Annotated in this window: 16 protein-coding genes, 1 tRNA gene and 3 pseudogenes; 4 read left to right on the plus strand and 16 right to left on the minus strand. The window is 67.6% G+C overall.

The annotated features are described in order from the left end of the window. The first annotated feature begins 71 nt into the window (after window positions 1-71). Window positions 72-743 carry a spermidine synthase gene (locus M2437_RS19470; RefSeq protein WP_056152773.1) on the plus strand — a complete coding sequence of 224 codons (672 nt, stop codon included), beginning with the start codon at window positions 72-74 and terminating at the stop codon, window positions 741-743. A 190-nt stretch (window positions 744-933) separates the two neighbouring features. On the opposite strand, the gene M2437_RS19475 is transcribed toward M2437_RS19470, so the two are convergent. The 3 genes and pseudogenes from M2437_RS19475 to M2437_RS19485 form a co-directional block, all read right to left on the minus strand. Next, window positions 934-1,443, minus strand: coding sequence for a ferritin-like domain-containing protein (locus M2437_RS19475; RefSeq protein WP_004446487.1), 510 nt, complete (start codon window positions 1,441-1,443; stop codon window positions 934-936). 78 nt (window positions 1,444-1,521) lie between these two features. Beyond that, entirely contained in the window at window positions 1,522-2,379 is an 858-nt protein-coding gene (locus tag M2437_RS19480; RefSeq protein ID WP_012254135.1) for a manganese catalase family protein, read from the minus strand. 234 nt (window positions 2,380-2,613) lie between these two features. Further along, window positions 2,614-5,479, minus strand: a pseudogene (locus M2437_RS19485) (EAL domain-containing protein). A gap of 183 nt (window positions 5,480-5,662) precedes the next feature. Here M2437_RS19485 and M2437_RS19490 point away from each other — a divergent pair. Continuing rightward, on the plus strand, window positions 5,663-6,034 hold the full coding sequence (locus M2437_RS19490) for a cupredoxin domain-containing protein (RefSeq protein WP_004446483.1): 372 nt from the start codon (window positions 5,663-5,665) through the stop codon (window positions 6,032-6,034). A gap of 168 nt (window positions 6,035-6,202) precedes the next feature. Continuing rightward, window positions 6,203-7,261 carry a cytochrome-c peroxidase gene (locus tag M2437_RS19495; RefSeq protein WP_253388421.1) on the plus strand — a complete coding sequence of 353 codons (1,059 nt, stop codon included), beginning with the start codon at window positions 6,203-6,205 and terminating at the stop codon, window positions 7,259-7,261. A gap of 24 nt (window positions 7,262-7,285) precedes the next feature. On the opposite strand, the gene M2437_RS19500 is transcribed toward M2437_RS19495, so the two are convergent. Next, a complete protein-coding gene (locus M2437_RS19500) occupies window positions 7,286-8,812 on the minus strand; it encodes a carbohydrate porin (protein WP_253388422.1) in 1,527 nt (508 codons plus the stop codon). A gap of 161 nt (window positions 8,813-8,973) precedes the next feature. Further along, window positions 8,974-10,863 carry a sigma 54-interacting transcriptional regulator gene (locus tag M2437_RS19505; RefSeq protein WP_253388423.1) on the minus strand — a complete coding sequence of 630 codons (1,890 nt, stop codon included), beginning with the start codon at window positions 10,861-10,863 and terminating at the stop codon, window positions 8,974-8,976. Between the two features lie 288 nt (window positions 10,864-11,151). On the opposite strand from M2437_RS19505, the gene cynS reads away from it, so the two are divergent. Continuing rightward, window positions 11,152-11,640, plus strand: a complete 489-nt coding sequence (cynS, locus tag M2437_RS19510; protein WP_004446477.1) for a cyanase — start codon at window positions 11,152-11,154, stop codon at window positions 11,638-11,640. A gap of 102 nt (window positions 11,641-11,742) precedes the next feature. Here cynS and M2437_RS19515 read toward each other — a convergent pair whose 3' ends face one another. The 11 genes and pseudogenes from M2437_RS19515 to M2437_RS19565 all read right to left on the minus strand — a co-directional run bounded on the left by M2437_RS19515 (window position 11,743) and on the right by M2437_RS19565 (window position 26,420). Beyond that, complete coding sequence (locus M2437_RS19515; RefSeq protein WP_253388424.1) at window positions 11,743-11,994, minus strand: hypothetical protein; 252 nt, start codon at window positions 11,992-11,994, stop codon at window positions 11,743-11,745. A 210-nt stretch (window positions 11,995-12,204) separates the two neighbouring features. Further along, a pseudogene (locus tag M2437_RS19520) lies at window positions 12,205-12,466 on the minus strand (hypothetical protein). 467 nt (window positions 12,467-12,933) lie between these two features. After that, window positions 12,934-17,328, minus strand: a pseudogene (locus tag M2437_RS19525) (translocation/assembly module TamB domain-containing protein). Continuing rightward, window positions 17,329-19,314 carry an autotransporter assembly complex protein TamA gene (locus M2437_RS19530; protein WP_253388427.1) on the minus strand — a complete coding sequence of 662 codons (1,986 nt, stop codon included), beginning with the start codon at window positions 19,312-19,314 and terminating at the stop codon, window positions 17,329-17,331. Between the two features lie 209 nt (window positions 19,315-19,523). Further along, window positions 19,524-20,228: a sensor histidine kinase gene (locus M2437_RS19535; RefSeq protein ID WP_056118876.1), complete on the minus strand. Its 705-nt coding sequence runs from the start codon at window positions 20,226-20,228 to the stop codon at window positions 19,524-19,526. A gap of 51 nt (window positions 20,229-20,279) precedes the next feature. Beyond that, on the minus strand, window positions 20,280-21,014 hold the full coding sequence (locus tag M2437_RS19540) for a Crp/Fnr family transcriptional regulator (protein ID WP_004446461.1): 735 nt from the start codon (window positions 21,012-21,014) through the stop codon (window positions 20,280-20,282). Between the two features lie 284 nt (window positions 21,015-21,298). Continuing rightward, window positions 21,299-21,382: transfer RNA gene (locus tag M2437_RS19545), tRNA-Tyr, on the minus strand. Window positions 21,383-21,471: 89 nt separating this feature from the next. Further along, window positions 21,472-23,307, minus strand: a complete 1,836-nt coding sequence (gene recJ / locus M2437_RS19550; protein WP_253388428.1) for a single-stranded-DNA-specific exonuclease RecJ — start codon at window positions 23,305-23,307, stop codon at window positions 21,472-21,474. Window positions 23,308-23,401: 94 nt separating this feature from the next. Then, window positions 23,402-24,802: an NAD(P)(+) transhydrogenase (Re/Si-specific) subunit beta gene (locus tag M2437_RS19555; protein ID WP_004446456.1), complete on the minus strand. Its 1,401-nt coding sequence runs from the start codon at window positions 24,800-24,802 to the stop codon at window positions 23,402-23,404. A 4-nt stretch (window positions 24,803-24,806) separates the two neighbouring features. After that, window positions 24,807-25,259 (minus strand): proton-translocating transhydrogenase family protein, encoded by a 453-nt coding sequence (locus M2437_RS19560; RefSeq protein ID WP_004446455.1) that lies wholly within the window; start codon window positions 25,257-25,259, stop codon window positions 24,807-24,809. Between the two features lie 21 nt (window positions 25,260-25,280). Further along, window positions 25,281-26,420, minus strand: a complete 1,140-nt coding sequence (locus M2437_RS19565) for a Re/Si-specific NAD(P)(+) transhydrogenase subunit alpha (RefSeq protein ID WP_015823086.1) — start codon at window positions 26,418-26,420, stop codon at window positions 25,281-25,283. Window positions 26,421-26,529 lie beyond the last annotated feature (109 nt).

Raw genomic sequence — 26,529 nt, forward strand, 5'->3', positions numbered from 1 at the left:
CTTCAGCGGAAAGAGCAATGGCGACGGACGCATGCGGGGTCGCACCCGGCGCCCGGCCGGGAAAGGCAGCGATGAACGAGTGGGTGCACCTCGAAACCAGCGACGTGCCCGGCGGCGGTAAGAGCCTCGCCTTGATGCAGCGCGGCGGTGAATTCTCCATCGTCGTCGGCAACATCGAATTGATGAACAGCACGCGTGGCACCTCGGAGGAGGCGCTGGCCTCGCTGACCTGCGCCCGGCTGACGGGCCGGCCGGCGCCGCGCATCCTGATCGGCGGTCTCGGCATGGGCTTCACCCTTCGCGCCGCTTTGCGGGAGTTGGGACCGGACGCGCGCATCGTCGTCGCCGAACTCGTACCGGCGGTGGCCGCCTGGGCACGGGGACCGCTCGCTTCCATCTTCGCTGGCTGCCTTGACGATCCACGCGTCGAGCTGCGCGAGACGGACGTGACGCGCCTGATCCAGTCCGAAGCCGCCGGGTGGGATGCGATCCTCTTGGATGTGGATAACGGCCCGGAGGGTCTGCTGCGGCGCGCCAACAACCGGCTCTACGACGAGTGGGGCCTGAAGCGAGCGCAATGGGCGCTCAAGCCCGGCGGCACGCTCGGGGTCTGGTCAGGGACGCCGGACCGGAAGTTCAAGGCGCGGCTTCAGCGGCTTGGTTTCACCGTCGAGGAGGTTCGCCGGCCGGCCAGCGGTTCGAGCGGTCCCCGCCATGTCATCTGGCTCGCAACGCAGCCCTGACGGTTCGGTGCGCTGTTGGCGCGGAACGGCTGGGACACGCGCTTCAGCTCGCCTCGCTGCGAGCGTGTCCCAACTGTTCGATTTCGCACGGATTCTGGACCCGTGAGAGTCGCGCATCGGGCCGGAAACGTTCGGCCCGATGCGCGATGTCGTGTCGCTCGACGATGCGAATGTCGAGTTCGCCTGCGAATCAGCGGTCCGCCTTCTCGCCCGCGATGGTGAGATCGACGTAACGCTTCGTCGTCGGGCCGATCAGTTCACGCACCCGGCGCGCCATCGCCTCTTCCTCCTGCAGGGATTGGCGGAAGCCCGTCAGGCTACCGCCCTGCCCGGCCGCCTCGCCGATGGTCAGCAACGATTCGTAGGCTGCGATCTCGAAGTTCTCGAAAGCGTGGTTGGCGTAGGTGTTCTTCAGGATCTCGTCCTGTGCCGGCGTGTGACCCAGCGCCATCATGTTGCCGACGAAGCCGAGGATGCCTTCCTTGATCGCCGAGGGGCTGTCGCCGAGCGATTGGAGAGCCTCCTCCAGGCGCGTGCGCTGGCCGTGCGTCTCCTCGATGTGGCGGCGCAGAGCCTCCTCCATCTCAGGGTAGCGGGTGAGCCGTTCCACCTGACGCTCCATGATCTGCAGGGCCTGCATTTCGAGAGCGTGGGTGTTCTTGAGTGCGGTGACATAGATTTCGCGCGTGTCGAGGGCCATCGTCGGCGTCTCCTGTTCGAAGGGTGCGGGGTGAAGCGCAAAAAGATCGCCCGGCCGCAGAGGCAGCCGGGCGATGGGTCAGCCGATCTGTTGCGTCTCGGCGCCGCTATCGGGGCGAGCGGGGCCGAGCACGGGCTCCTGACCCATGGGCTCGTTCTGGAACACGCTGAAATTGCCCTTGCCGTCGATCGAGGGGCCGGCCGTCCACCGGCCTTCCGGCGGCGGAGCACCGTCGCGATTTGTGGCGAAGAAGCTGTAGTTGAACTTCTGGTTCTCTTCCGATTGCGGGAAGCTATTCGGGATCGGCAGGGCTCCCTCGGTGCCGCCAAGCTCCTCGATGACCGCGAGCCATTGCTGCTGGTGCATCGTGTCGCGGGCGATGAGGAAACTCCACATGTCCTTCATGCCGGGATCGTTGGTCGCGTTGGACAGGCGCACCGCCAAGGTCCGGCCGGTCGCCTCGGCGGCGACGTTGCAATACATGTCGGCAGCGATGTTTCCGCTGGCATAGATGTGGTTCATGTCGAACGGCACGCCGTCGGAATTGCCGGGGAAGGCGGCCATGCCTGAGGAGAGCAGGTGCTTGTGCAGCATCCCCTCGGCGATGTGGCGCGGGTTTTCGCCACCCATCACGGCGCCGACGATGGCGTCGGCCGCCCCGGCTTCCTGAACCTTGGTCGGTGCGTTTTCGAGATTCATTGCGACGGCTGTTGCCAGCATCTCGATATGGCCGATCTCCTCCGTCGCGGTGTGGAGCAGCATGTCACGGTACTTGGTGTTGGGCGCGCGATTGCCCCAGGCCTGGAAGAAGTACTGCATACAGACGCGGATCTCGCCTTCGACGCCACCGATCGCCTGCTGTAGCATCCGGGCATAGATCGGATCCGGGCTATCGACCCGCACCGGGTATTGAAGCTTCTTGTCGAAATAGTACATCGGCTAACTTCCTCGGCACACAGATCACACAGCCGTACACGGCCAAGTCTTTCGACTGGCTGCGCTTCGGCTTTTGTGTCGGGGAAATCGCCAACTCCGCGCTTTGTTCAGCGGAAACTCGCGCCGATCGTGTCACACTCATATGTTGTGCTGATATAGCACAATGCATAATCGCAATGAGGTGGCCTATAGCCTCGTGAGGTCGACGGGACCCGCGACCGGTCGCGTCGCCGGTCAGGCCGCGTTGCGGCCGAGTGCCGTGACCAATTCACGGATCGTGGCCGAGGGGACGGGGCGGCTGAACAGGTAGCCCTGACCCTCGTCGCATCCTTCGAGCCGAAGCTGCTCGAGTTGCGCCTCGGTCTCGATGCCCTCCGCCGTGGTCGTGATGCCGAGGCTGCGGCCGAGGCCGACCACGGAGCGCACGATCAGGCGCGAGTTGCCCGGCGCGGCGAGGTTACGCACGAAGGACTGGTCGATCTTGATCTTGTCGAAGGGGAAGCTCTGCAGGTAGCTCAACGACGAGAAGCCAGTGCCGAAATCGTCCATCGCCACCCGCACACCGAGGCGCTTCAAGGTGTGGAGCGTCGCCAGCGTCGTCACGCTGTCGTTGAGCAGGACCGACTCGGTGATTTCCAGTTCCAGCCGGTGCGCCGGCAACCCGCTCGCGGCGAGCGCATCCATCACCGCCCGGACGACCGCCGCGTTCTTGAATTGCGCGGCGGAGACATTAACGGCGACGCGGATGTTCGAGGGCCAAGTCGCGGCCTCGCTGCAAGCCTTCCGCAGCACCCATTCGCCGATCTCGCCGATGGTGCCCGTCTCCTCCGCCAGGGGAATGAAATCCGCGGGAGAGACATAGCCGCGCTCGGGATGGCGCCAGCGCAGCAGCGCCTCGCAACTGGCGATGCGCTGCCGGTCGAGCTTGACGATCGGCTGGAACACGAGCTCGAACTCGCCGTTGCCGACAGCCTTCTTGAGATCGCTTTCGAGAGCCCGGCGCTTGCGCAGTTCGACGTCCATTTCCTCGTCGAAGAACGCCCAGCAGCCCCGTCCGGTCGCCTTGGCGCGGGTAGAGCGCGAGATCGGCGCTCTTCAGCAGCTTCTCCGGGCTCGTTCCGTGTTCCGGTGCGAGCGAGATGCCGATGCTGAGCCCGACCGTCACGGTGTGCCCGTCGAGCAGGAAGGGCTGCTGGAAGGCCGCGATCAGGCGCTTGGCCAGGGCGCTTGCATCCCGCCGCGCATGCGTGCCGGCCTGGACGCCGGCTTGGACGATGGCGAACTCGTCGCCGCCGAGACGCGCCACGAGATCGGTGTCGCGCAGACAGCCTTGCAGCCGTTCCGCAACGCTGCGCAGCAGCCCGTCGCCGATGGGATGGCCGAGCGTATCGTTGACTTCCTTGAACCGGTCGAGATCGAGGCAGAGCGTGGCGAACCCGGCACCGGCCCCTTCGTCGAGACGCGCGGCGGCCTCTTCCAGGCGCTCGCCGAACACCATGCGGTTGGCGAGCCCCGTCAGCGCGTCCTTGCGCGCCATGGTGATGATCCGCGCTTCCGCCTCGTAGCGCTGGGTGACATCCTCGTAGGTGGCGATCCAACCACCCTCCGCCGTCGGCTGCTGCTTGAGCGCGACGATGCAATCCGTCCGGATCGGGCAACAGAGCGAGGCGCTCAACCCACGTTGGAGCAAGGCCTCCTGTTCGACGAGGAGATCGATCGCGCGACCGTTATCGGACGAGGCTTCGACGAGACGGGCGACGTCGCGGATGCTCATGCCGGGCCGCAACGCGGCGGCATCGACGCCGAACATGTCGCAGAAGCGGCGATTGTAGACGAGAAGGCCGCCCTCCGCGTCGTAAAGGCAGAGCCCCTGGAGCATGTTGCTGAGAGCCGCGTCGAGCTGTGCATTGCTGCGCTTGAGCTGATCCTCCTGCTCCTTCAGCAGGGAGACGTCACTGCAGACGGCAACGAAGCCGCCCTCGCGTGTGGGACTGCGGCTGATGCGCAACCAGCGCCCGTCGGCGGTGTGCGTCTCGGCGGTCAGGGTGGCGTGGCCGGGCATGGCGAGCAGGGCATCGGCGACGGCCGAACCGCGCGCGTCGGAGAGCGGGCGATGGCCGGGCTCGGCCTGATCGATCCCGAGCAAAGCGGCCGCCCGCGCGTTCGCGAGCACGATGCGGCCCGCGGCATCGACGACGACGATGCCTTCGATCGACCCCTGCACCGCGTCGGCGAGCAGACCTTGGGCGGAGCGGCGCTGCGCGACCTCCTCCTGCATCATCGCCGCGATGTTATCGCGCATGACTGCCATGGCGCGAAGCAAAGCGCCGAACTCGTCGTCCCCGCCCTCGGGCACGCGCACGGTCAACTCGCCGGCGGCGATGCGGCTCGCGACCGTCGAGGCGTCGGCCACCGGCCGAACGATCTGCCGCAACAGGAGCAAGGCGACGATGCCCGAGAGAACGATCGCGAGCGAGGTCGCGAAGATGCTGAGCCGCACGTCGCGGGCTACATCCGCGCGGGCCGTCTGCCGATAGGAGAAGCCGTCCCCGGCGGTGAAGTTGATCAGCAGGTCGATATGCTGCTCGGCCACCGCCGCGTGGGCATCGAGCGCCTGCCAGACATCCGACGTCTGTTGATCGGGGCCGAACTCCCTCCGTGCGGCGAGCCAATGTGCGACGGCGTCCTTAGCGGCGGCGGCCTCCCGCGTCGCACGCTCCGACTGGGCCCGGTCCGCTGCGATCTCTAGATCTTCCTCGAACGACTGCGTCAGCGCCTCGATCCGCGCTTCGAGCGTGCGCCGCTCGGCGCTATCGCCTGCGAGGCGGGCCCGGGCCACCGCAGCCTGGAGCATCGCGAGGTCGGTCGCGGCAGCCCGGGCGTAATTGATCGCCATCAGAGAGCGATCGTAGGTTTTGTCGACCAGTGCACCCGTCGTCATGATGCCGAAGGCGGCGTACCCGCCGAGTGCCGCCGTGATCGCGCTCAGCATCAGGAAGGCGAGGAAGATGCGGCCGCGAATCGTGCGACCACCGCGCAGCACGGCCCCGACGGCGGTGCGCCCGAGCGAAAAGCCAAAGGGTCGGCGTGGAAGACTCATCGGGCAAACGCTCGCTTCTCGCAGCCAGCATGTCCGACAATCGTTAAGGTAATCTGCGACGTCAGCGATTTCGGTAGTGTATCCCTCGAATTCGGTGATGCCGTTAAGGCGAACGCAACTTCATGGATGCTCATCTGAAACGAACGAGTGCGCGGGGGCGTCCTCGAAGTAGAGGAGACGGGCATGATGGATGCGTGCCGGATGAGAACTGCGCCCACGCCGCGGCGTACAGGTTCAGTCCTGTTGCTCACATCCCTCATCGCATCCGGAACGGCGCTTGCGCTGGCGGGCGATACAGCGTCCCACCGCGTGACGCAGAAGGGCCGGTCCTTCGCCCCGGGGGCGATCTCCCTGCGGGCCGGCGAAGGCCTGGCGATCGTGAACGACGACGGTGAACTCGTCCATCACGCCTATCTCGAAAATCCTGACTTCAGCTTCGACACCGGAGAGCAGATTCCGGGAAGCAAAACCGTCGTCTTCTTCCCGAAGCCAGGGCAGTTCACGATCCTGTGCGGCATCCATCCGAAAATGAAGCTCGCGGTCTCCGTGAAGTAAAGAAGCTCATCTCGTCTTATGGTTGTATGAGGCCGAGATGTTTGACTGGCTATCGATCCTCATCATCTCAGGATCTAAGCAGGCAGGCGCCATTCACGCCAATATTAAGCCAATGCCTTAACTGAAATTAAAGCCAAAGCCCCGAAGGTCAAACCTGTCGAGGTTCGAATGGCTTGGAAATTCGTGGGGGGCGTCGCAGCCCTCCTAACGATCCTGATGGGAAGCTTGGCGATCGCGACGAACGGCGAGCCCGATCGTTCGGCTGTGCTCGCTGAATACCGCCGTCCGGCCGAGATTCCCTTCCCCGACGACAACCCGTATCGGGCCGCAAAGGCCGAACTCGGCCGCGCGCTGTTCTTCGAGCCTGCTCTCTCACGGGACAGCGACCGCACCTGCGCCACCTGTCACGTCCCAGGGCAGGATTGGACCGACACGACGCCGCGTGCCCCGCGCAGCGACGGCGGCTTCATGGATTTCCGGACGCCGACGCTGCTCAACGTCGCCTGGACCGAAACGATCTACGGTTGGGATGGGAAGTTCCGCGGACTCGAAGCGGTGGCCCGCACGCCGCTGACCGCGCCGGGCAACATGAACATGCCGCCCGAGGAGATGGTCCGTCGCCTCTCGGCGGATCCGAAATATGTCGTCGCCTTCGCTGATGCGTTCCCTGGACCGACCCCGAACGGTGGGCCGATCACTCAGGAGCGGATCGAACAGGCACTCGCGACGTTCCAGCGCCTGATCGTCTCCGGTCGCGCACCCTTCGACCGCTGGGTCGAGGGTGATGCACGCGCGCTCGGTTCAGCCGCCAAGCGCGGCTTCGATCTGTTCAACGACAGAGCCAACTGCGCCGCCTGCCATTCCGGCTGGAACTTCACAGACGGCTCGTTCCACGACATCGGCGTCGCCACGGACGGTGCGATCGGCCGGGGGCGGTTCTTCCCGACCTCGACGGCCCTGCGCCACGCCTTCAAGACGCCGACCCTGCGCAACGTCGCGCGGCGTCCGCCCTACATGCATGACGGCTCGCTGGCGACGTTGTCCGAGGTGATCGACCTCTATGACCGCGGCGGCATCGATCGGCCGAGCCGGTCCCGCGATATCCGTCCGCTTCATCTGACGGCGCAGGAGAAGGCCGACCTCATCGCCTTCCTGGAAACCCTCAACGACGACGGCGCCGAAGGGCCCGCCTACCAGCCGATCGGAACCGAGCCAGCGCGGCCGTAAGGGATACCGGGGCCGGCGCGTCCGTCAGTAGTTGATGGTTGCGCGCAGCCCCAGAACCATGGCGTTGCGCAGGCGGCGTCCGCGCTCGTCGGCCACGCCGCCGCCGGGCCGCATGACATATTGGAGATCCGGCTGAAGGGTGAAGCCGGACACCAGCTCCGCTTGATAGGTCGCCTCGAACACGGTCTCGCTGCTGCGCAGCGGACCCGGTCCGGCCCCGAAAACGCGCTGGTCGCGGTCGAAGGCGCGGGCGGCCGGACTGATGCGGGAATGGATCACTCCGAGGCCGAGCGTATCGTTGGGGCGGCCCTCGAACAGGCCTCGATAGGCCACGCCGGCATCGACGTAGAGATCGATCAGGTTGCGGTTCGTCGGCACGGCGGAGACCCGCAGGAACGCCGAGGCACCCTCGTTCACCGTGCCGGGTTCGCGATAGATCGTCTGGTCGAGCATCGCGTAGAGCCCCGCATTGCCGCGAAAGCGCCGGGCGATACCGCTCGCCTCGGGATCGGCCAGCAGTCGCCCCCGGACCTCGTCGAGGCGGGGGCTGTCGAACCGGCCGAAATGGTACCAGCCGCCCAGGGTCGCGGTGCCGGGCAGCCGCTCGGCACCGGGCAGACTGGGATAGGCATAGGCCACCTCGCCGATCAGCAGCGCCGGATCGTTGACGCGGAAACTCGTGCCGGTGCGGTTGCGCCGCTCCAGATCGGTCTCGTCGCCGGCCGGTGTTCCCGCCGGGTCGCCGTTGAACAGCCCGCCCTGCAGCGAGAGTTCGGCGGTCGGCTCGTATTTCAGGCGGATGGCGGGCGTGGCCAGCGGATAGATCGGCCCGCCGCTCGGCAACACGACCGCGCCGACATTCGGCCAGCCGAATCCGGCATTGATGAACACCACCACCGATTGCGCGATGGCGAACTCCGTATCGGCCGAGACTTGGCCGATCTTCACCGAGAGCCGGTCGCCGAAGAAACGCTGCTCGATCCACAACTCGAACAGCCTCGTCGAGGGCAAAGCCTCGATGCCGCTGACCGTCGTGAGGTTGTTGACGAAGCGCCGCGACAGGCCGTGACCGTGGATTTGGAAGAAGTCGGTGTGAAACCGCGCGCCGCTCCAGCCGGCGAGCTGATCGAGATCGATGTCGAGCGAGGCGTCGAGGCGACCGCCGAAGGTCGTCCCGCGCCGCAATCCGCCGGAGGCGCTGGAAAATCCCTCGCCGATATAGGTGAGGACGTAGGTGACACCCCGCGCCGCCAGCGCAGCGCGCAGGCCGAACGGGTCGCCGTAGGGGCCGAGCACGTCCTGGATCGAGCCCTCGTTCGTCACCGACACCTGATCCGAGGTCCGCGATTGCGCGATCGCGGTCTGCGGGTCGCCGCCTGCGCCCGTCAGCGGAAGGCCGAGCGGCATGGGTAAGGCGAGCGACGGCAGCGATTGGGCGCCCGCCGGGACCGAGGCGAGGCAGAGCGGAGCGGACAGGGCGAGGACCGCGACGCCGCTCGCGAGGAGCCGGCGCGTTTGGGCCGCGCGGCGGCGTGTCGTTTCCGCTCTCACGTCATTGCTCGGCTCGACACACGGCGTGTTTCCGTCAGGCGGCGATCCCCCGTCGAGGGGCGGCCGGGTCGGGCCATATCGGATGATAGCTAAGCAGGCGCAAATGACAGCTCTGCGAAGCGCCGCCCTCGCCGGGGTCGTTCGATAGGGATCGCCGCCCGTCAGAGCGGTTCGATCCCCAGCACCTTCATCCGCGAGCGCAACGTCGTCGGCTTGAGGCCGAGCAACTCGGCCGCGCCGCCGGCACCGAAGACCTTTCCGCCGCTGATGTACAGCGCCGCCTCGATCTCGCTGCGAGCACGGGCGCGGCGCTCCTCTTCGGATAGCGGCCGGCCGAGATCCACCGGGCGCTCCGGCGCGGGCGTGACGGGGCCGGTGCTGCGGGTTTCCGGCAGATCGAAGCGCAGGCGCCCGCGTTCGGCGAGAATCGCGGCGCGCTCGATCACGTTCTCCAACTCGCGCACGTTGCCCGGCCAATCGTAGCGGGACAGGCGGCGGGCATCGGCCTCGGTCAGGCGCAGATCCGTCCGGTTGAGGCGCCGCGCGGCGGCCTTCAGGACGTGCTGCGCGATCAGCGGCACGTCCTCGCGGCGCTCCCGCAGGGGCGCGGAGGTCAGGGGAAAGACGTTGAGGCGGAAGTAGAGATCCTCGCGAAAACGCCCGCGGCGCACCTCCTCCTTGAGGTCGCGGTTGGTCGCGGCGATCAGCCGGATATCGACCGCGCGGGTGCGCTCCTCGCCGACCCGTTCGAACTGGCGCTCTTGCAGGACGCGCAGCAGCTTGCCCTGGAGGTCGAGCGGGATCTCCCCGACCTCGTCGAGGAACAGCGTGCCACCGTCGGCGAGTTCGAACCGCCCGATCCGGTCGCGCAGCGCCCCGGTGAAGGCGCCCTTGGCGTGGCCGAAGAACTCGCTCTCGAACAGGTCGCGCGGGATCGCAGCGCAGTTCACGCGGATCAGCGGCCGCTCGCGGCGGCGGCTCGCCTCGTGGATGGCCCGGGCAATCAACTCCTTCCCGGTGCCGGATTCGCCGGTAACGAGGACGGTGGCATCGGTGCCCGCCACCACGTCGATCTGGCGCAGCAACGCCTCCATGACCGGGCTACGCCCGATGATGCCCTGATGGTGGCTCTCGGCGCGAATTTCCTCCTTCAGGTAGGCGTTCTCCTGCTCCAGGCGCTCGCGCAGGGAATCGACTTCGGCGAGTGCGGCCCGCAACCGGTCCTCGTCCTCACGGCGCTGGCTGACATCGCGAAACACGATCACCGCGCCGAGCAATTGCCCGCCCTCGCGGATCGGCGTCGAGGTGTACTCGACGGGGAAACAGGTGCCATCCTTGCGCCAGAACACCTCGCCATCGACCTGATGCACGGCCCCGTCGCGGAAGGCCGCGTAGATCGGACAGTCGTGATGCGGGTAATGCGCACCGCCCGCGTGGGTATGGTGGACGGTGGCGTGCATGTCCTTGCCGACGAGATCGGCCGAGGCCCATCCCAGCATCCGCTCCGCGGCCGGGTTGACGAAGGTGGTGATCCCGTCCGCGTTGACGCCGTAGATCCCCTCCCCCGCCGCGCGCAGGATCAGCCGGTTGCCGCGCTCGATGTCGCGAAAGATGCGCTCCATGCGCTGCCATTCGGGCAGGCCGGCGCGCATGTGCGCCTCGGCCTCCCGGTCGATGCGGCGGCGCTCGCGCTCATCGAGATCGAAGAGGGTGACGAGGAGCCGCGTCGGCTCGCCCGAAAGCACGCAGCCGGCATATTCGAGGCGCAGCGCCTTGCCGGCACCGTGGCGCGGCGTGAGGCCTTGTGTCCACCATTGCCCCTCGGCGAGGACGGCCTGGGTGAACACCACGAGCGCGGGCCGCTGTTCGGGATGCAGGGCGCTCACGGGCATCGCCCGCAGAGCCGCGCGGTCGTGGCCGAGCAACCGGGCGGCCGCCGCGTTGGCGTCATCGATGCGGTCTGTCAGGGGCTCGAACACGAGCATCGCCTCGCGATTCTCATCGAAGGCGGGGCCATAAACCGAGGGCGCTTCCAGCGCTGATGCGGACACGACGAAATCTCGCAGTGTTTCTACGATATCTTGTCATAGGCGAAATTTCGTAGATTTGCGATGTGGGCGCAAATCTTTGCAAAATCATGACTTTCAGCACCGAATTGGCTTGGCACACCGCTTGCGGATGATGTCCGCAATGGCGCGGCTCGGATTTGGGCCCGTCATCGGAGTGCCGCCAGGTCCGCTCAAGCGGGTCGAGACGGTCTGGCCGTTCGGACGCTGCGCCCCCAGGCATCCGAACGGCCACCCCATCGCAGCCGGCCCTCGGCCGGAAGGGAGACAAGCATGAAGCGCGAAGACCTCACCGAGAAGCTTCTCGACATCAAGCGCGAGAAGGGTTGGACCTGGAAGTACATCCAGGACGAGATCGGCGGCATCTCGCCGATCCTCATCACCGCCGCCTGCATGGGCCAGATGAAGCTGCCGAAGGCGCAGGCCAAGAAGGCCGCCGAGCTGTTCGGGCTGAGCCAGGCCGAGGAGCGGATGCTGAACGAGGCGCCCTATCGCGGCTCGATCCCGCAGATGCCGCCGACCGATCCGCTAATCTACCGCTTCTACGAGCTGGTGATGGTCTACGGCACCACGTGGAAGGAGCTGATCCAGGAGGAGTTCGGCGACGGCATCATGTCGGCGATCGACTTCAACATGACCATGGAGCGCGAGCCCAACAACAAGGGCGACCGAGTGAAGATGAACCTCTCGGGCAAGTTCCTGCCCTACAAGTATTACGGCAACGAAGACGGCGTGCCGGAATACGGCTTCAAGGAGCCGTAGGAGCCCTCCGGCTCAGAAAAGCCCGGTGCCATTGACGGCGCCGGGCTTCTCTTCGGCTCACAGGGCTGCTGTTGGATCGATACCGCCCTCGCCTGATCCGTCTCAGCAGCCGACACAAATGTCCTTCATGAGGAAGCTGTCCTTGAACTGAGGTTCAGGCTTCTGCCCGGCCTCGCCGCTTGTCGGCGAGCCCAGGACCTGCGGGCGAGGGATGACTCTTCCGGTCGGCGCGACATGCGGGGCTGTGATCGTCGTCTCCGGGCCGCCGCCCGTCCCGGTCTGCGCCGGATGATTCATCGCGTTCGCGGCCGTGGACGCGAGCAGGCAGGTCACGCCGACGAACGCGATTCTCAAAGATGTCGTTCCAGTCACGCTTCATCTCCCTGTTCGATTGCGAATCCTTCTCGTATTTTGTGGATCCGTCTTATGTCGGGGCGTCTATTCCGAATATGCGCAGCCGCACGCCGCATCTGACCGGTCTTTGACTGGAATTAATCCGTCACGATCGGATCTATTCTCGGAGACCTGCCGCGCGCCCTCCCAGCACGTCGCATCGCGATGTGTTCAGCGTGTTCCGGGGAGATAACAGATTAGCGGGTTCGCTCGACGGCCGCCGCTCTGATAGCTCTTTGCGTGACCGATCGAGCCGGTCATGTCCTGCGTCGGGTTTCCGCCGGGACGTTTCACGACGATGTCGCAGTACATCCGATTGGGATCGCCGGGGCCTTGGAGATCCATCGTGCGCCGAGCCAGCGCCGACGTCGGCAGGAAGACAAGCGTAACGGCAACAAGCAGAACCAGTACGCGGTTTTAATCCACGAAACAACAAATTTCTCCTGTCTTGCAGAGAACGGCCCAAACAAGAGGCGCATTTCTTAAATATAATCTGATAGTGGAAGCCAAATGCGTAAGAACACATCTGTGATACTGCAATAAATTTGCACAGAGCCGAAATTTTAATCGGGAATAAATCTATTACTTAAACGTACTGCACGAACAACGGCAGACAGTTCGCCGGACAATACGGTCCCAACCATCCGATATGGCTTGGTCACCGGCCCGCCCCGAAAGAACGCTTCGGGGCACATCCGGCGGTTTCCAGTCGGCCGCGAACGGCTGCGTACCGCCCCTCACCGCTGCTCATGGGGTTGAGCGGACCGTGCTGCGATCCAGGCAGGTCATGGCCGGGCGAGACAGAGGCGAGGCCAGCCGCCGACTTCTTCGGGCAGCTTGCCCTGCTGCATCATGATCCGGACGGGTGCGAGGGCGACGGGCTCGGCGCCTGTTAGCGCGTCACCATTCCCACTCGGCGCCGACGCCGACCGAAGTGCGGCCGTCGCTGCCGGCCTCGCCGTTCAGCTTGATCCGCCGCGTTAGGTCGTAGTTGATCGACGCGGCAGTGTCGGCGGGTTTGGCGCCGGCCTTCACGCCGACGCTGATGCGGTCGTTGATGTAGCGCGAGGCGCCGACCGCCGGGCCGCCGCTCGCGCCTGTCGAGACATCGAGGCTGTCGAGGCCGAGGCCCTTGCGAGCCGCCTCGAATACGTCGGGCCCCCCTGCCCCGCCGGAGAGCTGCGCCACGGCCTGGGCCAGTTGCAGCGCCTGGAACGCCGAGAGCCCGGCCGCCGCCTTCTTGAACAGGATGCGCGAGAGGATCTCGTCCTGCGGCAGGCTAGGATCGGAGGAAAGCGCGAAGACGGGCTGTGCCGCGGGGCCGGTGACCGCGACGCGGGCGGTGACGTCGGCGGCCTTGGTCTCGGCCGCGAAGTCGAGGTCGGGCTGGGCGATGTCGCCCGCGAAGAACACCCGGCCGCGGGTGAAGTCGAGTCGCTGGCCGCCGAGGCTGAACACGCCGCGGCGCAGGGAGAAGTCGCCGTTCGCCTGCGGGTCGCGCGAGGAACCGGTGACGTGCAACTCGCCGCCGAGTTCCGCGTCGATGCCGCGCCCGCGCACGAAGATGCGGCTCGGCGCGCTCACGATGACGTCGAGACCGGCGTCGAAGGGCGGGGCCGCCTTCTTCCGTCGGCCGGCCGCCTCGATCTGCGCCTTGCGCTCGGCCCGCTTGGCGAGACGCTCGCGCACCTCAGGCGTCACGTTGACCCGGCGGATGCCCGGCAGCGGCTGCACCGTGGCGGGTAGGCGGTCGGGCACCGAGACGTCGATGGAGACGACATCGACCCGGCCCTTGATGGTCGGCTTGCGGGCGAGCGGTCCCGACAGGGCGAGGTTGAGGCTCGACACCGCCGTCATCAGCGGGCTTGAGACCAGTTCGGCCCGGTCGGCGGTGATGCGAAGCGTGCCGGGAAAGCCGGAGGCCGGCTCGACGGCGACGCGCCCGTCCACGGAGAGGCGCCCACCATTGCGGGTCGCCGCGGTCAGCCGCTCGATGACGATGGTGTCGCCGCGGCCCGTCACGCGGCCCTGGATGTCGGTGATGCGGATGCCGTTGATCGGATCGGTGAGGCTGCCGCCCGAAAGCGTCGCCGAGCCTTCCACCTTCGGTGCCGCGACCGTGCCGGTCACGCCCGCATCGAGCACGATACGGCCGGCAACCCGCTGCCCGCTCGCGCTCAACATCGAGTTGGCGAGCGCCGCGTCGAGGTTGCCGCGGGCGCGGAGATTCAGCCCGCCGCCGGCCTCGACCGGCACGGTGCCCGTCACGGTCACGTCGGCGCCGCGCCCGGCGGAGACCCGCCCGTCGATGCTGGCCGCGCCATCAGTGAGGCGGCCGCTCGCCCGCGCGGTGATCGGCGGCAGGCCGGCCTTGCGGGTTTCAGGCGTCACAAGGCCTGCGACGGTGAGGGCGTAACGCCCCTCCGGCCGCGCGGCGGGTCCATGCAAGTCGGCCTCGCCCTCCAGCGTGCCGGAGAGTGCGAGGTTCGGGCTCGCGATCCGCGCAAGCGACAGCGGCAGGGCACGGATGCCGAGCTTGAGATCGAGATCGGACCCCGCCCGCCCCTGCACGCTGACCCGGCCGGAGCCGGCGGCGACCACCAGATTCTCGATCAGCGCCGAGCCATCATCAAGGGTGATCGCGGCGGGGCCGGCCAGCGCCAGACGGTCGCCGCCGCGCTGCGCCGAGAACCGGGCAATCTCGATCCGCGTGCGCTCGGCCGGGATTAGCCGCGCGGCACCGTCGAGGGCGAAACCGCGGGCCTGGGCGGTGAGGGTGATGTCGCTTGCCGCCGCGGTGCCGTTGGCGGTGAGCCGCACCGTATCAATGCTCTGGCCAACTGCTACGAGCCGCGCGGCGTCGGCATGGCCGTCGATGACCGGATGGGCCCGCAGGTCGCGGCCGGTGAGATCCGCGTCGAGCTTGGCAAGCCCGAACGTGTCGTAGCGCAGGCTCGAACCGGTGGCGCGGACCGTCGCGTCTTGGCGCCCGCCCGCGCGGGAAAGGCTCACCGCAGCATCGAGGCTGCCGCCCATGGGCGCAAGCGCCAGCGGCGACAGGTCGCCGAGATCGCCGGCACGGACCGTCAGGGCGCCCTCGGCGAGGAGGCTGTCGGCGTTCACGACCGCCTGTCCATCCGCCGCGACGGAGCCGAGAGCGAAGGCGAGCCGGTCGAGGGCGTAGTCGCTCCGGTTCGGCCGGACGATGTGGGCCTCGGCCCGCAGCGGCTTGCCGGCGATGTCGCCGGTCATGCGCAGGGTGCCGTCGAGGGCATCGCGCAGGTCGTTCAGCGCCGCGTCGAGGCGCAGATCCCGGATCGGACGCCCGTTGGCAGTCACCTCCGGTGCGCGGAGCGCGGCGGTGACCGCCGGCTTGAGCAGGGAGCCCGTCAGCCGCGCATCGGCGCTCGCCGGCCGGCGGACAGACGCTCATCGAAGGCAGAGAGGTTCTTGAGATCGACGCGGGCGGCGACGTCTGCGGTCTTCGCGTTCGCCTGTCCCTGGAGTGTGGCGACGAGCCCCGCGCCCTGGAAGCGCAGGCGCTCGAAACCGTAGCCATCATAGGTCTGCGAGACGCGTCCCGTCAGCGTCGGAGCACGGCCGACGAGCCGGTCGGCGGTCGCCTCGCCGAGCACGAGACCGCCACCGCGCAGGTCGAGGTCGGCGGAGAGCGCCTTGCGGGCGGGATCTCCGCTCAGGATCGCCTTGGCATCGAGACGGCCGGCGAGGGTCCGGCCCGCGATGGCCGAAAAGGCGCCGACATCGGACAAAGCCGCCTCGAGCGTGCCGGCCAGCGTGTTCTGTCCGATGCGTCCGGCATAGGCGGCGCGGGCCGTATCGGACTCGACGGTCAGGGTCGTGACGTCCAGGACGCCGTCCGAGCCGGCGGCGGCGCGCAGGGTCAGCTTGGCCTGGCTGCCGACAGCGCGGCGCAGGGCCGGATCAGCGAGGCGCAGGCCCTCCACGGCCGCATCGGCGGTGATGGTGAAGCGCTGCGCCTTATCGGCGCCGGTCGGCTCGACGTTCAGAACGGCATCGCCCCGCTCCAGGCTCGATTCGCTGGTGCGCAGGCCGGCCGCCTTGAGATTGCCCTTCACCCGCGGCGCTGAGAGCGGCCCCTTCAGGCTGCCATCGAAGACAAGGGTGTCCAACTCGGCATCCGCCGCCTTGGTGACGCCGCCCTCGGTCGGGACCGCGCGGGCCGAGATTGTGAAATCCGCGACCCGGTCGGCGGTGAGGGTGCCGCCGATCGCGAGCCGTGCGGTGCGCGAGGCGAGGTCGAGCCGGTCGATGCGGAACAACCCCGTATCGGAGAAGGCCATGCCGCCGTCGAGCTTGGTCTCGCCGGAGAAGATCGCCGCGGCTGGGCCCGGCACGACGCCCTCGATGCGCGAGGTCAGGTCGAGGCTCAGGCGCCGGTCGGTGCCGATGCGCGAGAGGCGCGCGCCGCCCTTCGCGCCAATCTCCGGGCCGGCGTCGAAGTCGAGTCGGGCGTTGAAAGAATCGAGGGTGCCGCGACCGTCGAGGTCGAAGTTGATCGGCGGCGTGCCGGGGAGATTTGCCGCCTTCGAGAGCAGCCCGCCCTCCGGTTCGACGAGGCTTGCCTTCACCTCCAGGCGCTCGCCCTTGGGCACGAACAGAAGGCGGGCGATGAAGCGCCCGGCCGCATCGAGGCGGCGGAAATCCGCGCTGACATCGAGACCTTCGGAAGGGTTGCCGAGCGTAGCCTTGCCCTCACCCGCGAGCCGTGCCGGCTGGCCCGCGACGCTCTCGCCCAGCACCAGTTCGGCCAGCGCGAAGCTCTTGATCTCGACCTTCACCGGCAGATCCGGTAGCAGGCTGCCATCGGGCTCGGCCTCGGCCGGCGTCGGGCCGGGCACCGGCTTGCGCAGCACTTCGAGACGGCCGACCTCCAAGGGTGTCGACTTCGAGCCGGCCGGACAGCAGGGCGAGGCGCCGCCAGACCAAGCGGGCGCGGTCGAGCTTCAGCCACGGGCCGTCGGAATCGCTGATGACCACGTCGCGGATCGTGGCGTCCGAGGACAGGGCGCCATCGACGGCGCCGATCGTGACCTGCGACGAGGGCGTTGAGAGCGCCTTCGACAGGAGGCCGCCGAGCACCGTCTTCTCGCCATCGGCGGCGCGGGTGTCGTCGGTTGTGATGAAGGCGGCGAAAAGCAGTGCGATCGACAGGAACGCGGCCGCAACCGCCGCTCGGCCGTTGGCTCGGCTCCGCCCCTCGCCGGCCGTGGCGGGCAGGCTGCGACGGTGTCGTCCGCGAGCAGAAAACGCCATTCAGAACGCCTGTCCGAGGCTGATATACAGGGCGGCCGGCAGCTCGCGGTTTCCCTTGATCCGGTCGAGCGGGAAAGCGAGGTCGGCGCGGATCGGACCGATGCCGGTGTAGTAGCGCAGGCCGATGCCCGCCGCCTTTCGGATACGCTCATCGAAATCCGGCAGCGTCGAGGCGAAGGCCGTGCCCGCGTCGAAGAAGGGCACGATGCCGATCGTGTCGGTGATCTTGATGCGGGCCTCGATCGAAGCCTCCAGCAAGCTGCGCCCGCCGATCGGCAGATTGAACGGTCCTCGGGGGCCCAGCGTACGGAAGGCAAAACCGCGGACCGAGCCGCCGCCACCGGCGAAGAAGCGGAAATTGTCGGGGATTTCGTCGAGCCGCGCGCCCGAAACCGAGCCGAAGCCGACGCGCCCGGCGAGCACGTATTTCGCCTCGTCATCGAGCGCGTAGTAGGTCGAGCCCTGGGCCTTCGCGACGAAGATGCCGGGATCCGAGCCGAGGAAGCCGGGATAGGGCGCGGCCGAGGCGATCACCCGGAAACCCTCGGTGGGGTCGAGCAGGCTGTCGGTCGAGTCGTAGGTCACCGAGAGCGGCACGCCGATCAGCCGGTAATCGACGGTGCCGATGGCATCCTTCGAGCGGCCGACCTGTCCGTCGAGGCCGATCTGGGCCGAGAACGTGTCGGAGAAGCGGTGGCGGACCGCGACCGAGGCCCCGGCCGCGTCCACGAAGTAGCTCTGCTGCACCTCGCGGGTGACGAAGAGGTTCGCCAGCAGGTCGTTGCGGGTGCCGCCGAGTGCCGGCTTCACGAAGGTCGCCGAAAGGCGCCCGCCGAGGCCGGTCGTGTCGATGCCGGCGAGCTTGCGCTGGGTCGCGAACGGATCGTAGCCGAGGCCGAGATAGTAGATGTCGGCATCGAGCCGCAGCGTCTCGCCGCCGCCCCAGAGGTTGCGGTTGGCATAGTAGGCGCGCACGCCCGGCCCATCGACGGTGGAGTAGCGCGCCGAGACACCGATGAGGTTGCGCTCGCGCTCGCTCACTTCGACGAAGATCGGCAGGTTGCCCTGCGCATCGAGGCTCTCGCCCTCGCGCACGCGGACCGCGCCGAGGCCCTCGATGCGGGCGACCGAGCGACGGATGTCGGAGACCGCCTTCGGCGAGTAGGGATCGCCGGGCTCGGAATAGATGAACGAGCGGATCACCGCCGGGTCGATGCCCTCGGTCGCCTTCACCGATACCTCGCCGAGGCCCGCCATCGGTCCGGGATCGATGGTGAAGGTCACGTGCATGACGTGCGCCGCATCGTCCACGACGGGATCGCGCGTCACGGCCTTGGCGAAGGGGTGGCCGAGGGCGCGGAAGCGATCAACGATCTTCGCCTCGCGGGCGAGCACGGTCGCCGAGCGGGCCGGAACGTCGTCGCCGGTCCGGGTGTAGCGCTCGGGCAGCACCTCCTCCGAGAACGGACGGCCGCGGGGGTCGAGGACGGTGACCGTGCGCAGGGTGTAGGCGGGGCCGAGATCGACCGCGATCTTGACCGGCACCAGTGTGCGCGCGCGCGAGTTCTCGGCGACCCGTGCTGCGGCAACGAGCGAGGCCTCGCCGCCGACCGGCACTCCGTCGATGCGGACCGAAACGGTGCCCTGATAATAGCCGTAACCGGAGAGCACATCGGTCAGGCGGCGCAGATCCGCTTCGGCGCGCCGCACCAGCCCCTCGCCGTCCGGCGGCGCCTCCTGGCGCAGGCGGTACAGGGTCGAGGTGTCCTGCAGGGCCCGCAGGATGTCCGAATCGTCGGTGCCGGTGAATCGCAGGCTATAGGGCAGTGCCGTCGCGCTCGGAGCCGGCGGCTCCTCTTCCGAGCCGAACAAGCCGAACAGGTCGAAGGCGGCCGCCGGCCGCGGCAGAAGGACCAGGGTCGCGACACTCAGAAGAACGCCACCAAAGACCGGCGAACGCAGAAGGCAGTTCATCCGGACATGCATTCGCTGGGCGGGGTCCGTGGCTCGTGACGGGCGATGCCTCCAAAAAGCATCCAGATGTTAAGTACCCGTCGATCCCTTGCGCCGCTACCCCGGCCCTGCTTGGCACAGTGCATGATCGAGGAATGGTGAGCGGACAACGCACCGGTGTACCCGGCGGGCCGCAGTTCGGGCCGGTCGCCTTGATCCGCAACGCGTTCGCGGACGCGGTGCTACTCTTCGTCTTCGACGACAGTGATCTGAGTGGGCAGCGGCAGGCTGATCGTGCAGCGCAGTCCCTGCGGCTCGAACGAGAGGGTCGTCTCGGCCTTCAACTCATAACGAAGGCTGCGTGTGAGCACTTCGGTGCCGAAGCCACAGTGAGACGGCACCGGTGGGAGGTTCGCGAGACCGCTTTCTTCCCAGACAAAGGTCAGTTGCGGGCGAGTTCCGGACGGCTCGGTCGGCGGCGACAGCGTCCAGCTCACGTGGATGCGGCCGTGCGGCACGGTCAGGGCGCCGTGCTCGACGGCATTCACGGCCAGTTCGTGGATGGCCATGGCAAGCACTTCCGCCGCGCCTGGGCGCAGAAGGAGGCTCGGACCGGAAATTGCGACCTGCTCACCCTCGCGCGCGAGATGGACCAGCAGCTCGTCCGCGACGAGGGAATGCAGGGTGATCCCTTCGGGTACGCTGCGCATCAGCGCATTGAGCACGTGGGCGAGCGCGTCGAGCCGTCCATCGAGATGGGCGACATAGGTCTCCACTGAGTCGCTGGTCTCGGCGGAGCGACGGATGATCGCCCGCAGCATGGACAGCGTGTTGCGCACCTTGTGGCGCAGCTCCGCGGGCAAGCCCGTCTCATCGAGGAAGCGGCGCAGGCGCCGATTCTCGGCCTCCAGCTCCTCAATACGTGCGTCGCGCGGATCCTGGTTCATGACTTAGCCGTTCGCTGACCTCGTTGAGATGAATCGGCCAACGGCCGATCTTTAATCCTCATCCGTATTCAATGGATTGCGCTCGTAATGCAGATAAGCCGGGTCAAAGAGCGAAGTGGCCTGGAGTGCCGAAAAGTCTGGTATCGTCAATTGTCGACCACGCAGGCGGATCAAACCCGCCGCCCGCAATTCTTTGAGGGTGCGATTGATGTGGACGGTCGAAAGCCCCATCGCATCCCCGAGATCGGCCTGGGTGATCGGGAATTCGCAACTCGTGTCGTTCGTCAATCCGACGGCGCGCAGACGCAGGAACAGTTCGCAGAACAGATGCCCGAGCCGCTCGGTCGCCAGCCGCTGACCGAGGCTGACGGTCCATTCGCGCTGAATCGCCGCCGTCACGAGCATTTCCCACCACAACGCCTCCGCCACGCGCGGGAATTGCTGGGCGAGCTCCCGTATGGCGGTTTCCGAAATCTCGGCGAGCACCACCGAGGTCAGCGTGCCCAGCGAGTGGTCCATCTTCCGCAGAACGAAGACATGCGGATCGCAGAGATCGCCGGGCAGGAAGATCGAGATGACCTGACGGCGCCCGTCCTCAAGCTGCTTGTAGCGGCAGGCCCAGCCTTCGAGCACGACGTTGACGTGACGCGGCCAGTCGCCATCACGGACCACGTCCTCACGCGGTCCGAGTCTTCGTGTCGGCTGAGCAATCTTCTCCAACGCCTGCTTCTCTTCGGAAGTGAGGCGGATGAAGTTTTCCAGCTTACGGACGAGCGGGTTTGCCACTGGGTTTCCTTGGCCTAATCGCCACAACCTAGCGCTCTGAAAATCCGGCGGAACTAACGCACGTTAATTTTGCGCGGGAAAGCGTTAAGCTGTGAACAGAATCATGGCGTATGGCTAAGGCGAAAGGTCAGTATGCCCGCGCTTCAGCTTGCTTCGAAGGAGGCGCTCAGGTCGCTTGCAGCCGCCACGATCAGCCGAAACAGATGCAATGTTTAGCAAGCGCCGCAGGCCGAAAAACTCGGCACCAGACGACATAAACGGCTGCAATCGTGCAACGTGGAGTTTGGTGGGGGAAGTAGGACTCGAACCTACGAAGCTTACGCAGCGGATTTACAGTCCGCCCCCTTTGCCGCTCGGGACATTCCCCCAAACCGGGTCACCGCGTGTCGTTCGCGGTGGGCGAGGCCCTTATGATTAGGGCGCGATCGGGTGTCAACCGATCTGCCCGGCCCAATTTCTATCCACAGGGCGCCACGTCGCAGATTCGGACCTGGGCCCGCTCCGCCCCGCGCCAGCGGTCGCACGACAGGGTTCCCGCGACGTGGAAGCTCCGCCCGATCCCGCCGAGCAGGGCGACGCCCAACGGACCCTGCGCGGCACGGAAGGCGATCGCGCCGACCGCTTGCCCGTCACCGCTGACGAGGCGGGCGCGGACATGCCCGTTGCCGACGATGCCGGCATCGACGATGCGGTGGCGGGGCAAGGCCATCACCGGCTCGGGCGCCCCCTGCCCGAACGGGCCGGCCCGCTGGATCAGGCGCACCAGTTCGGCAGTCGCGCCTCCGGCACTCACGGTGCCGTCGATCAGCAGCGCCTCGGCGGCACGGGCCCGACCGACGGCGTCGACGAGATCGTGGGTGAGGCTCTCCCCGAAGGCGGCGAGGCCTCCGGGCGGAAGGGTCACGCCCGCGGCCATGGCATGCCCACCGCCTTTGATCGCGAGCCCCGCCTCGACCGCGCCGCGCACGGCACCGCCGAGATCCGCACCGACGACCGAACGGCCGGAGCCGACGGCGCTGCCATCGGGCTTGACCGCGAAGGCGAAGGCCGGCCGGCCGAACCGCTCCTTGAGCCGGGCGGCGATGAGGCCGACGATGCCGGGATGCCATTCCGGCGAGGCGGCGATCAGGACCGGACGGTCCGGATCGCGGGTCAAGTGGGCATCCATCTCCGCCTCGGCCTCGGCGACCGCCTGCGCCTCGATGGCCTGCCGCTCACGGTTGAGCCGATCGAGTTCGTCGGCGATGCGACGGGCCTCCATCGGGTCGGTGGTGGTGAGCAGCCGCGCGCCGAGACCGGCATCGCCGATCCGCCCGCCGGCATTGATGCGCGGCCCGACGAGAAAGCCGAGATGCCACGCTTCCGGCGGTTCGCTCAGCCCGGCCGCGTCGAGCAGCGCGGCTATTCCCGGACGCCCGCGCCCGCGCATCACCGCGAGTCCCTGGACGACGAAGGCCCGGTTGAGACCGGTGAGCGGCACCACGTCGGCGACGGTGGCAAGCGCCACGAGATCGAGGAAGTCGGTGAGGCGCGGCTCGGCGGATGTTGCGAAGACGCCGTCCCGCCGCAGCCGACGGGCCAGCGCGACGAGGGTCATGAAGACCACGCCCGCCGCGCAGAGATGACCGAGGCCGGACAGGTCGTCGAGACGGTTCGGATTGACCAGGGCCCGCGTCTGCGGAAGCTCCTCCGGCGCGCCGTGGTGGTCGAGCACGATCACGTCGAGGCCCAGCGCCGCGGCCGCGGCCAGCGGCTCGTGGCCGGCGGTGCCGCAATCGACGCAGACGAGCAGGCCTGCGCCCTCCTCCCGCAGCATCGTGACGGCGCCGACATTGGGGCCGTACCCTTCCGTGATGCGGTCGGGGATATGGATGCGCACCGGCACGCCGAGCGCCCGGAGATAGTCAGCGAGCAGGGCCGCGCTCGACGCGCCGTCCACGTCGTAATCGCCGAAGATCGCCACCGCCTCGCGGGCGCGCACGGCATGGGCCAGCCGCTCGACCGCCGCTTCCATATCTACGAGCACCGACGGGTCCGGCATCAGGTCGCGCAGGCGCGGGGCGAGATAGGCGTCCGCTTCCGCCGGCCGCACACCGCGCCCGACGAGCACGCGCGCGAGCAGATCGGGCAGGCCATAGGCCTGCGTCATCGTCACGGCGAGCGCTTGGAGGCCGGGATCGCCGCAGCGCTCGCGCCACGGCCGCCCGAGCGCGGAGGCGGTGACGTCGAGGAACGGACGCGGGAGGTCCGAGGACGGATCGATGAGCATGGCGGCGGTCACGCGGGCGACCATAGTCGTTTCCGCGGCCGAAGACTGCGCCCCGCAAACGACAGCGGGACGGACGATTGCTCGCCCGCCCCGCCGCGCCGCTCGTCGTTTGGACCGGTCAGAGGTTCTTTACGATCGAGTCCACGACCTTTTTGGCGTCTCCGAACAGCATCATCGTGTTGTCGCGGAAGAACACCTCGTTCTCGACGCCGGCATAGCCCGAGCCCATGCCGCGCTTGATGAAGAGGACGGTCTTGGCCTTCTCCACGTCGAGGATCGGCATGCCGTAGATCGGCGAGGCCTTGTCGGTCTTGGCGGCCGGGTTGGTGACGTCGTTGGCGCCGATCACGAAGGCCACGTCGGCCTGCGGGAACTCGCCGTTGATGTCTTCCAGCTCGAACACCTCGTCGTAGGGCACGTTGGCTTCGGCCAGGAGCACGTTCATGTGCCCCGGCATGCGACCCGCCACCGGGTGGATGGCGTACTTCACCTCCACGCCTTCCTTCTTCAGCAGGTCCACCATCTCGCGAAGGCTGTGCTGAGCCTGGGCGACCGCCATGCCGTAGCCCGGCACGATGATGACGCGCTCTGCGTTCTTCATGATGTAGGCCGCGTCGTCGGCCGAGCCCTGCTTGACGGGGCGCGTCTCGACCTGGCCACCACCGGCCGCCGCAGCGGAATCACCGCCGAAGCCGCCGAGGATGACCGAGATGAACGACCGGTTCATCGCCTTGCACATGATGTAGGACAGGATCGCACCCGAGGAGCCGACCAGCGAACCCGTGATGATGAGCGCGAGGTTGCCCAGCGTGAAGCCGATGCCGGCCGCCGCCCAGCCCGAGTAGGAGTTCAGCATCGAGACGACGACGGGCATGTCCGCGCCGCCGATCGGGATGATGAGCAGCCCGCCGAGGGTGAACGACAGGAGCACGATCAGCCAGAAGACCAGCTTGCTCTCGTTGCCGATGAACACGGCGATCAGCACCACCAGGGCGATGCCCAGCGCGATGTTGATGGCGTGCCGCTGCGGCAGCATGATCGGCTTGCCGGACATGCGCCCGTCGAGCTTGGCGAAGGCGATGACCGAACCGGTAAAGGTGATCGCGCCGATCGCCGCGCCCAGCGCCATCTCGAACAGCGACTCCTTGTGGATGTGGCCGTTCTCGAGGATGCCGACTGCCTGGGGGGCGTAGAGCGTCGCTGCCGCACCCGCCACGGCGGCCAGGCCGACGAGCGAGTGGAAGGCCGCGACGAGCTGCGGCATGGCCGTCATCGGCACCCGCTTGGCGATCACTGCGCCGGCGCCGCCACCGATTCCGAGGCCGAGCAGCACCAGGATCCAGGCGCCGAGTCCCGCCGGCGGATGGCCGACCAGGGTCGTGAGCACGGCCAGCGCCATGCCGATCATGCCGTACAGGTTACCCTGTCGCGACGTGGTGGGGTGCGAGAGCCCCCGCAGCGCCATGATGAACAGGACGCCGGCGACGATGTAGAGAAGGGATGAGACGTTTTCCGACATCGCCTCAGGCCTTCTTCTTGTACATGCCGAGCATGCGCTGGGTCACGAGGAAGCCGCCGAAGATGTTCACGGAGGCGAGGACGATACCGATGAAGCCGAAGAAGCGGGCCCAGCCGGTGCCCTTCTCAATGAGCGGCACGCCAGCCGCCAGGAGCGCGCCGACGATGATGACCGACGAGATCGCGTTGGTCACCGACATCAGCGGCGTATGCAGGGCCGGGGTCACCGACCAGACGACGTAGTAGCCGACGAAGATCGCGAGCACGAAGATCGCGAGCTGGAACACCGTGGGATCGACGGCGCCATGGGTGGCGGCAGCGATGCCGTGCCCGAGCGAGTCGGCGATCGACTGCGCCTGAGCGGCGTTCTGATGGGCGATGTCAGCCGCGGCGCGCGCGGCCGAGGCAGCGGCCTGGGCCTGCTCTGCAGGTGAGACGGGCGGAAGGGGGGTTGCCATGGTGAGATCCTCCGCGACCGATCAGGCTTTGGGCTGAAAGTTGGGGTGGACCACCTGACCGTCGCGGGTCAGATTGGTGGCCTTGACGAGTTCGTCGTCCCACTGCACCGCCAGCGCCTTCGACTCCTTGTCGATCAGGGTCTCGACGAAGGCGTAGAGGTTGCGGGCATAGAGGCTCGACGCCGTGGCCGCGAGGCGGCCCGGCACGTTGACGTGGCCGACGATCTTCACGCCGTTGCCGACGGTGACGATCTCACCCGCCTTGGCACCGGCGACGTTGCCGCCGCGCTCGACCGCGAGGTCGACGAGCACCGAACCGGGTTTCATCGAAGCGACCATCTCCTCGGAGACGAGCTTTGGCGCCGGCCGGCCGGGGATCAGCGCCGTGGTGATGACGATGTCCTGCTTGGCGATGTGGCCCTTGACCAGCTCCGCCTGCTTCTTCTGGTACTCGGCCGACATCTCCTTGGCGTAGCCGCCGGAGGTCTCGGCCTGCTTGAACTCGTCGTCCTCGACAGCGACGAACTTGGCGCCCAGCGATTCGACCTGTTCCTTGGTGGCGGGCCGCACGTCGGTGGCGGTCACCACGGCACCCATGCGGCGGGCGGTGGCGATAGCCTGGAGGCCGGCGACGCCGACGCCCATGATGAAGATGCGCGCGGCCGGAACGGTGCCGGCGGCGGTCATCATCATCGGCAGGGAGCGGCCGTACTCGGCGGCGCCATCGACAACGGCGCGGTAGCCGGCGAGGTTCGCCTGGGACGAGAGGACGTCCATCACCTGCGCGCGGGTGATGCGGGGCATCAGCTCCATGGCGAAGGTGTTGACGCCCGCCTCGGCGGCGGCCTTCAACTCGTCCTCGTGCCCGTAGGGGTCCATGATCGCGATGACCGTGGCGCCCTTCTGGATCTTGCCCAGTTCCTCGGCGTTGGGACGGCGGACCTTCAGGACAAGGTCGGCGCCGGAGAGAGCCTCATCGGCGCTCCCGGCGATCTTGGCGCCGGCGGCTTCGTACTCGCCATCGGGAACGCCGGCCTTGGCGCCGGCCCCCGATTGCACGACGACATCGGACCCCAGACTTATGAACTTCTTGACCGTTTCTGGGACGGCCGCGACCCGTGGTTCTATCGGGTCCGTCTCCGTCAAGACGGCAATACGCATCAGTTGCTCCCGTTCTTACAGCCGCCTTTCGGCGTGCCGGTATCCGAGCTTGCTGGGAAGTTCAGATCTGGAAAGGGCCGACCCGAGGGGTCGGCCCGGAAGTCTCGAT

The sequence above is a fragment of the Methylorubrum pseudosasae genome (assembly GCF_029504475.1).
GTDB classification, from domain to species: domain Bacteria; phylum Pseudomonadota; class Alphaproteobacteria; order Rhizobiales; family Beijerinckiaceae; genus Methylobacterium; species Methylobacterium extorquens.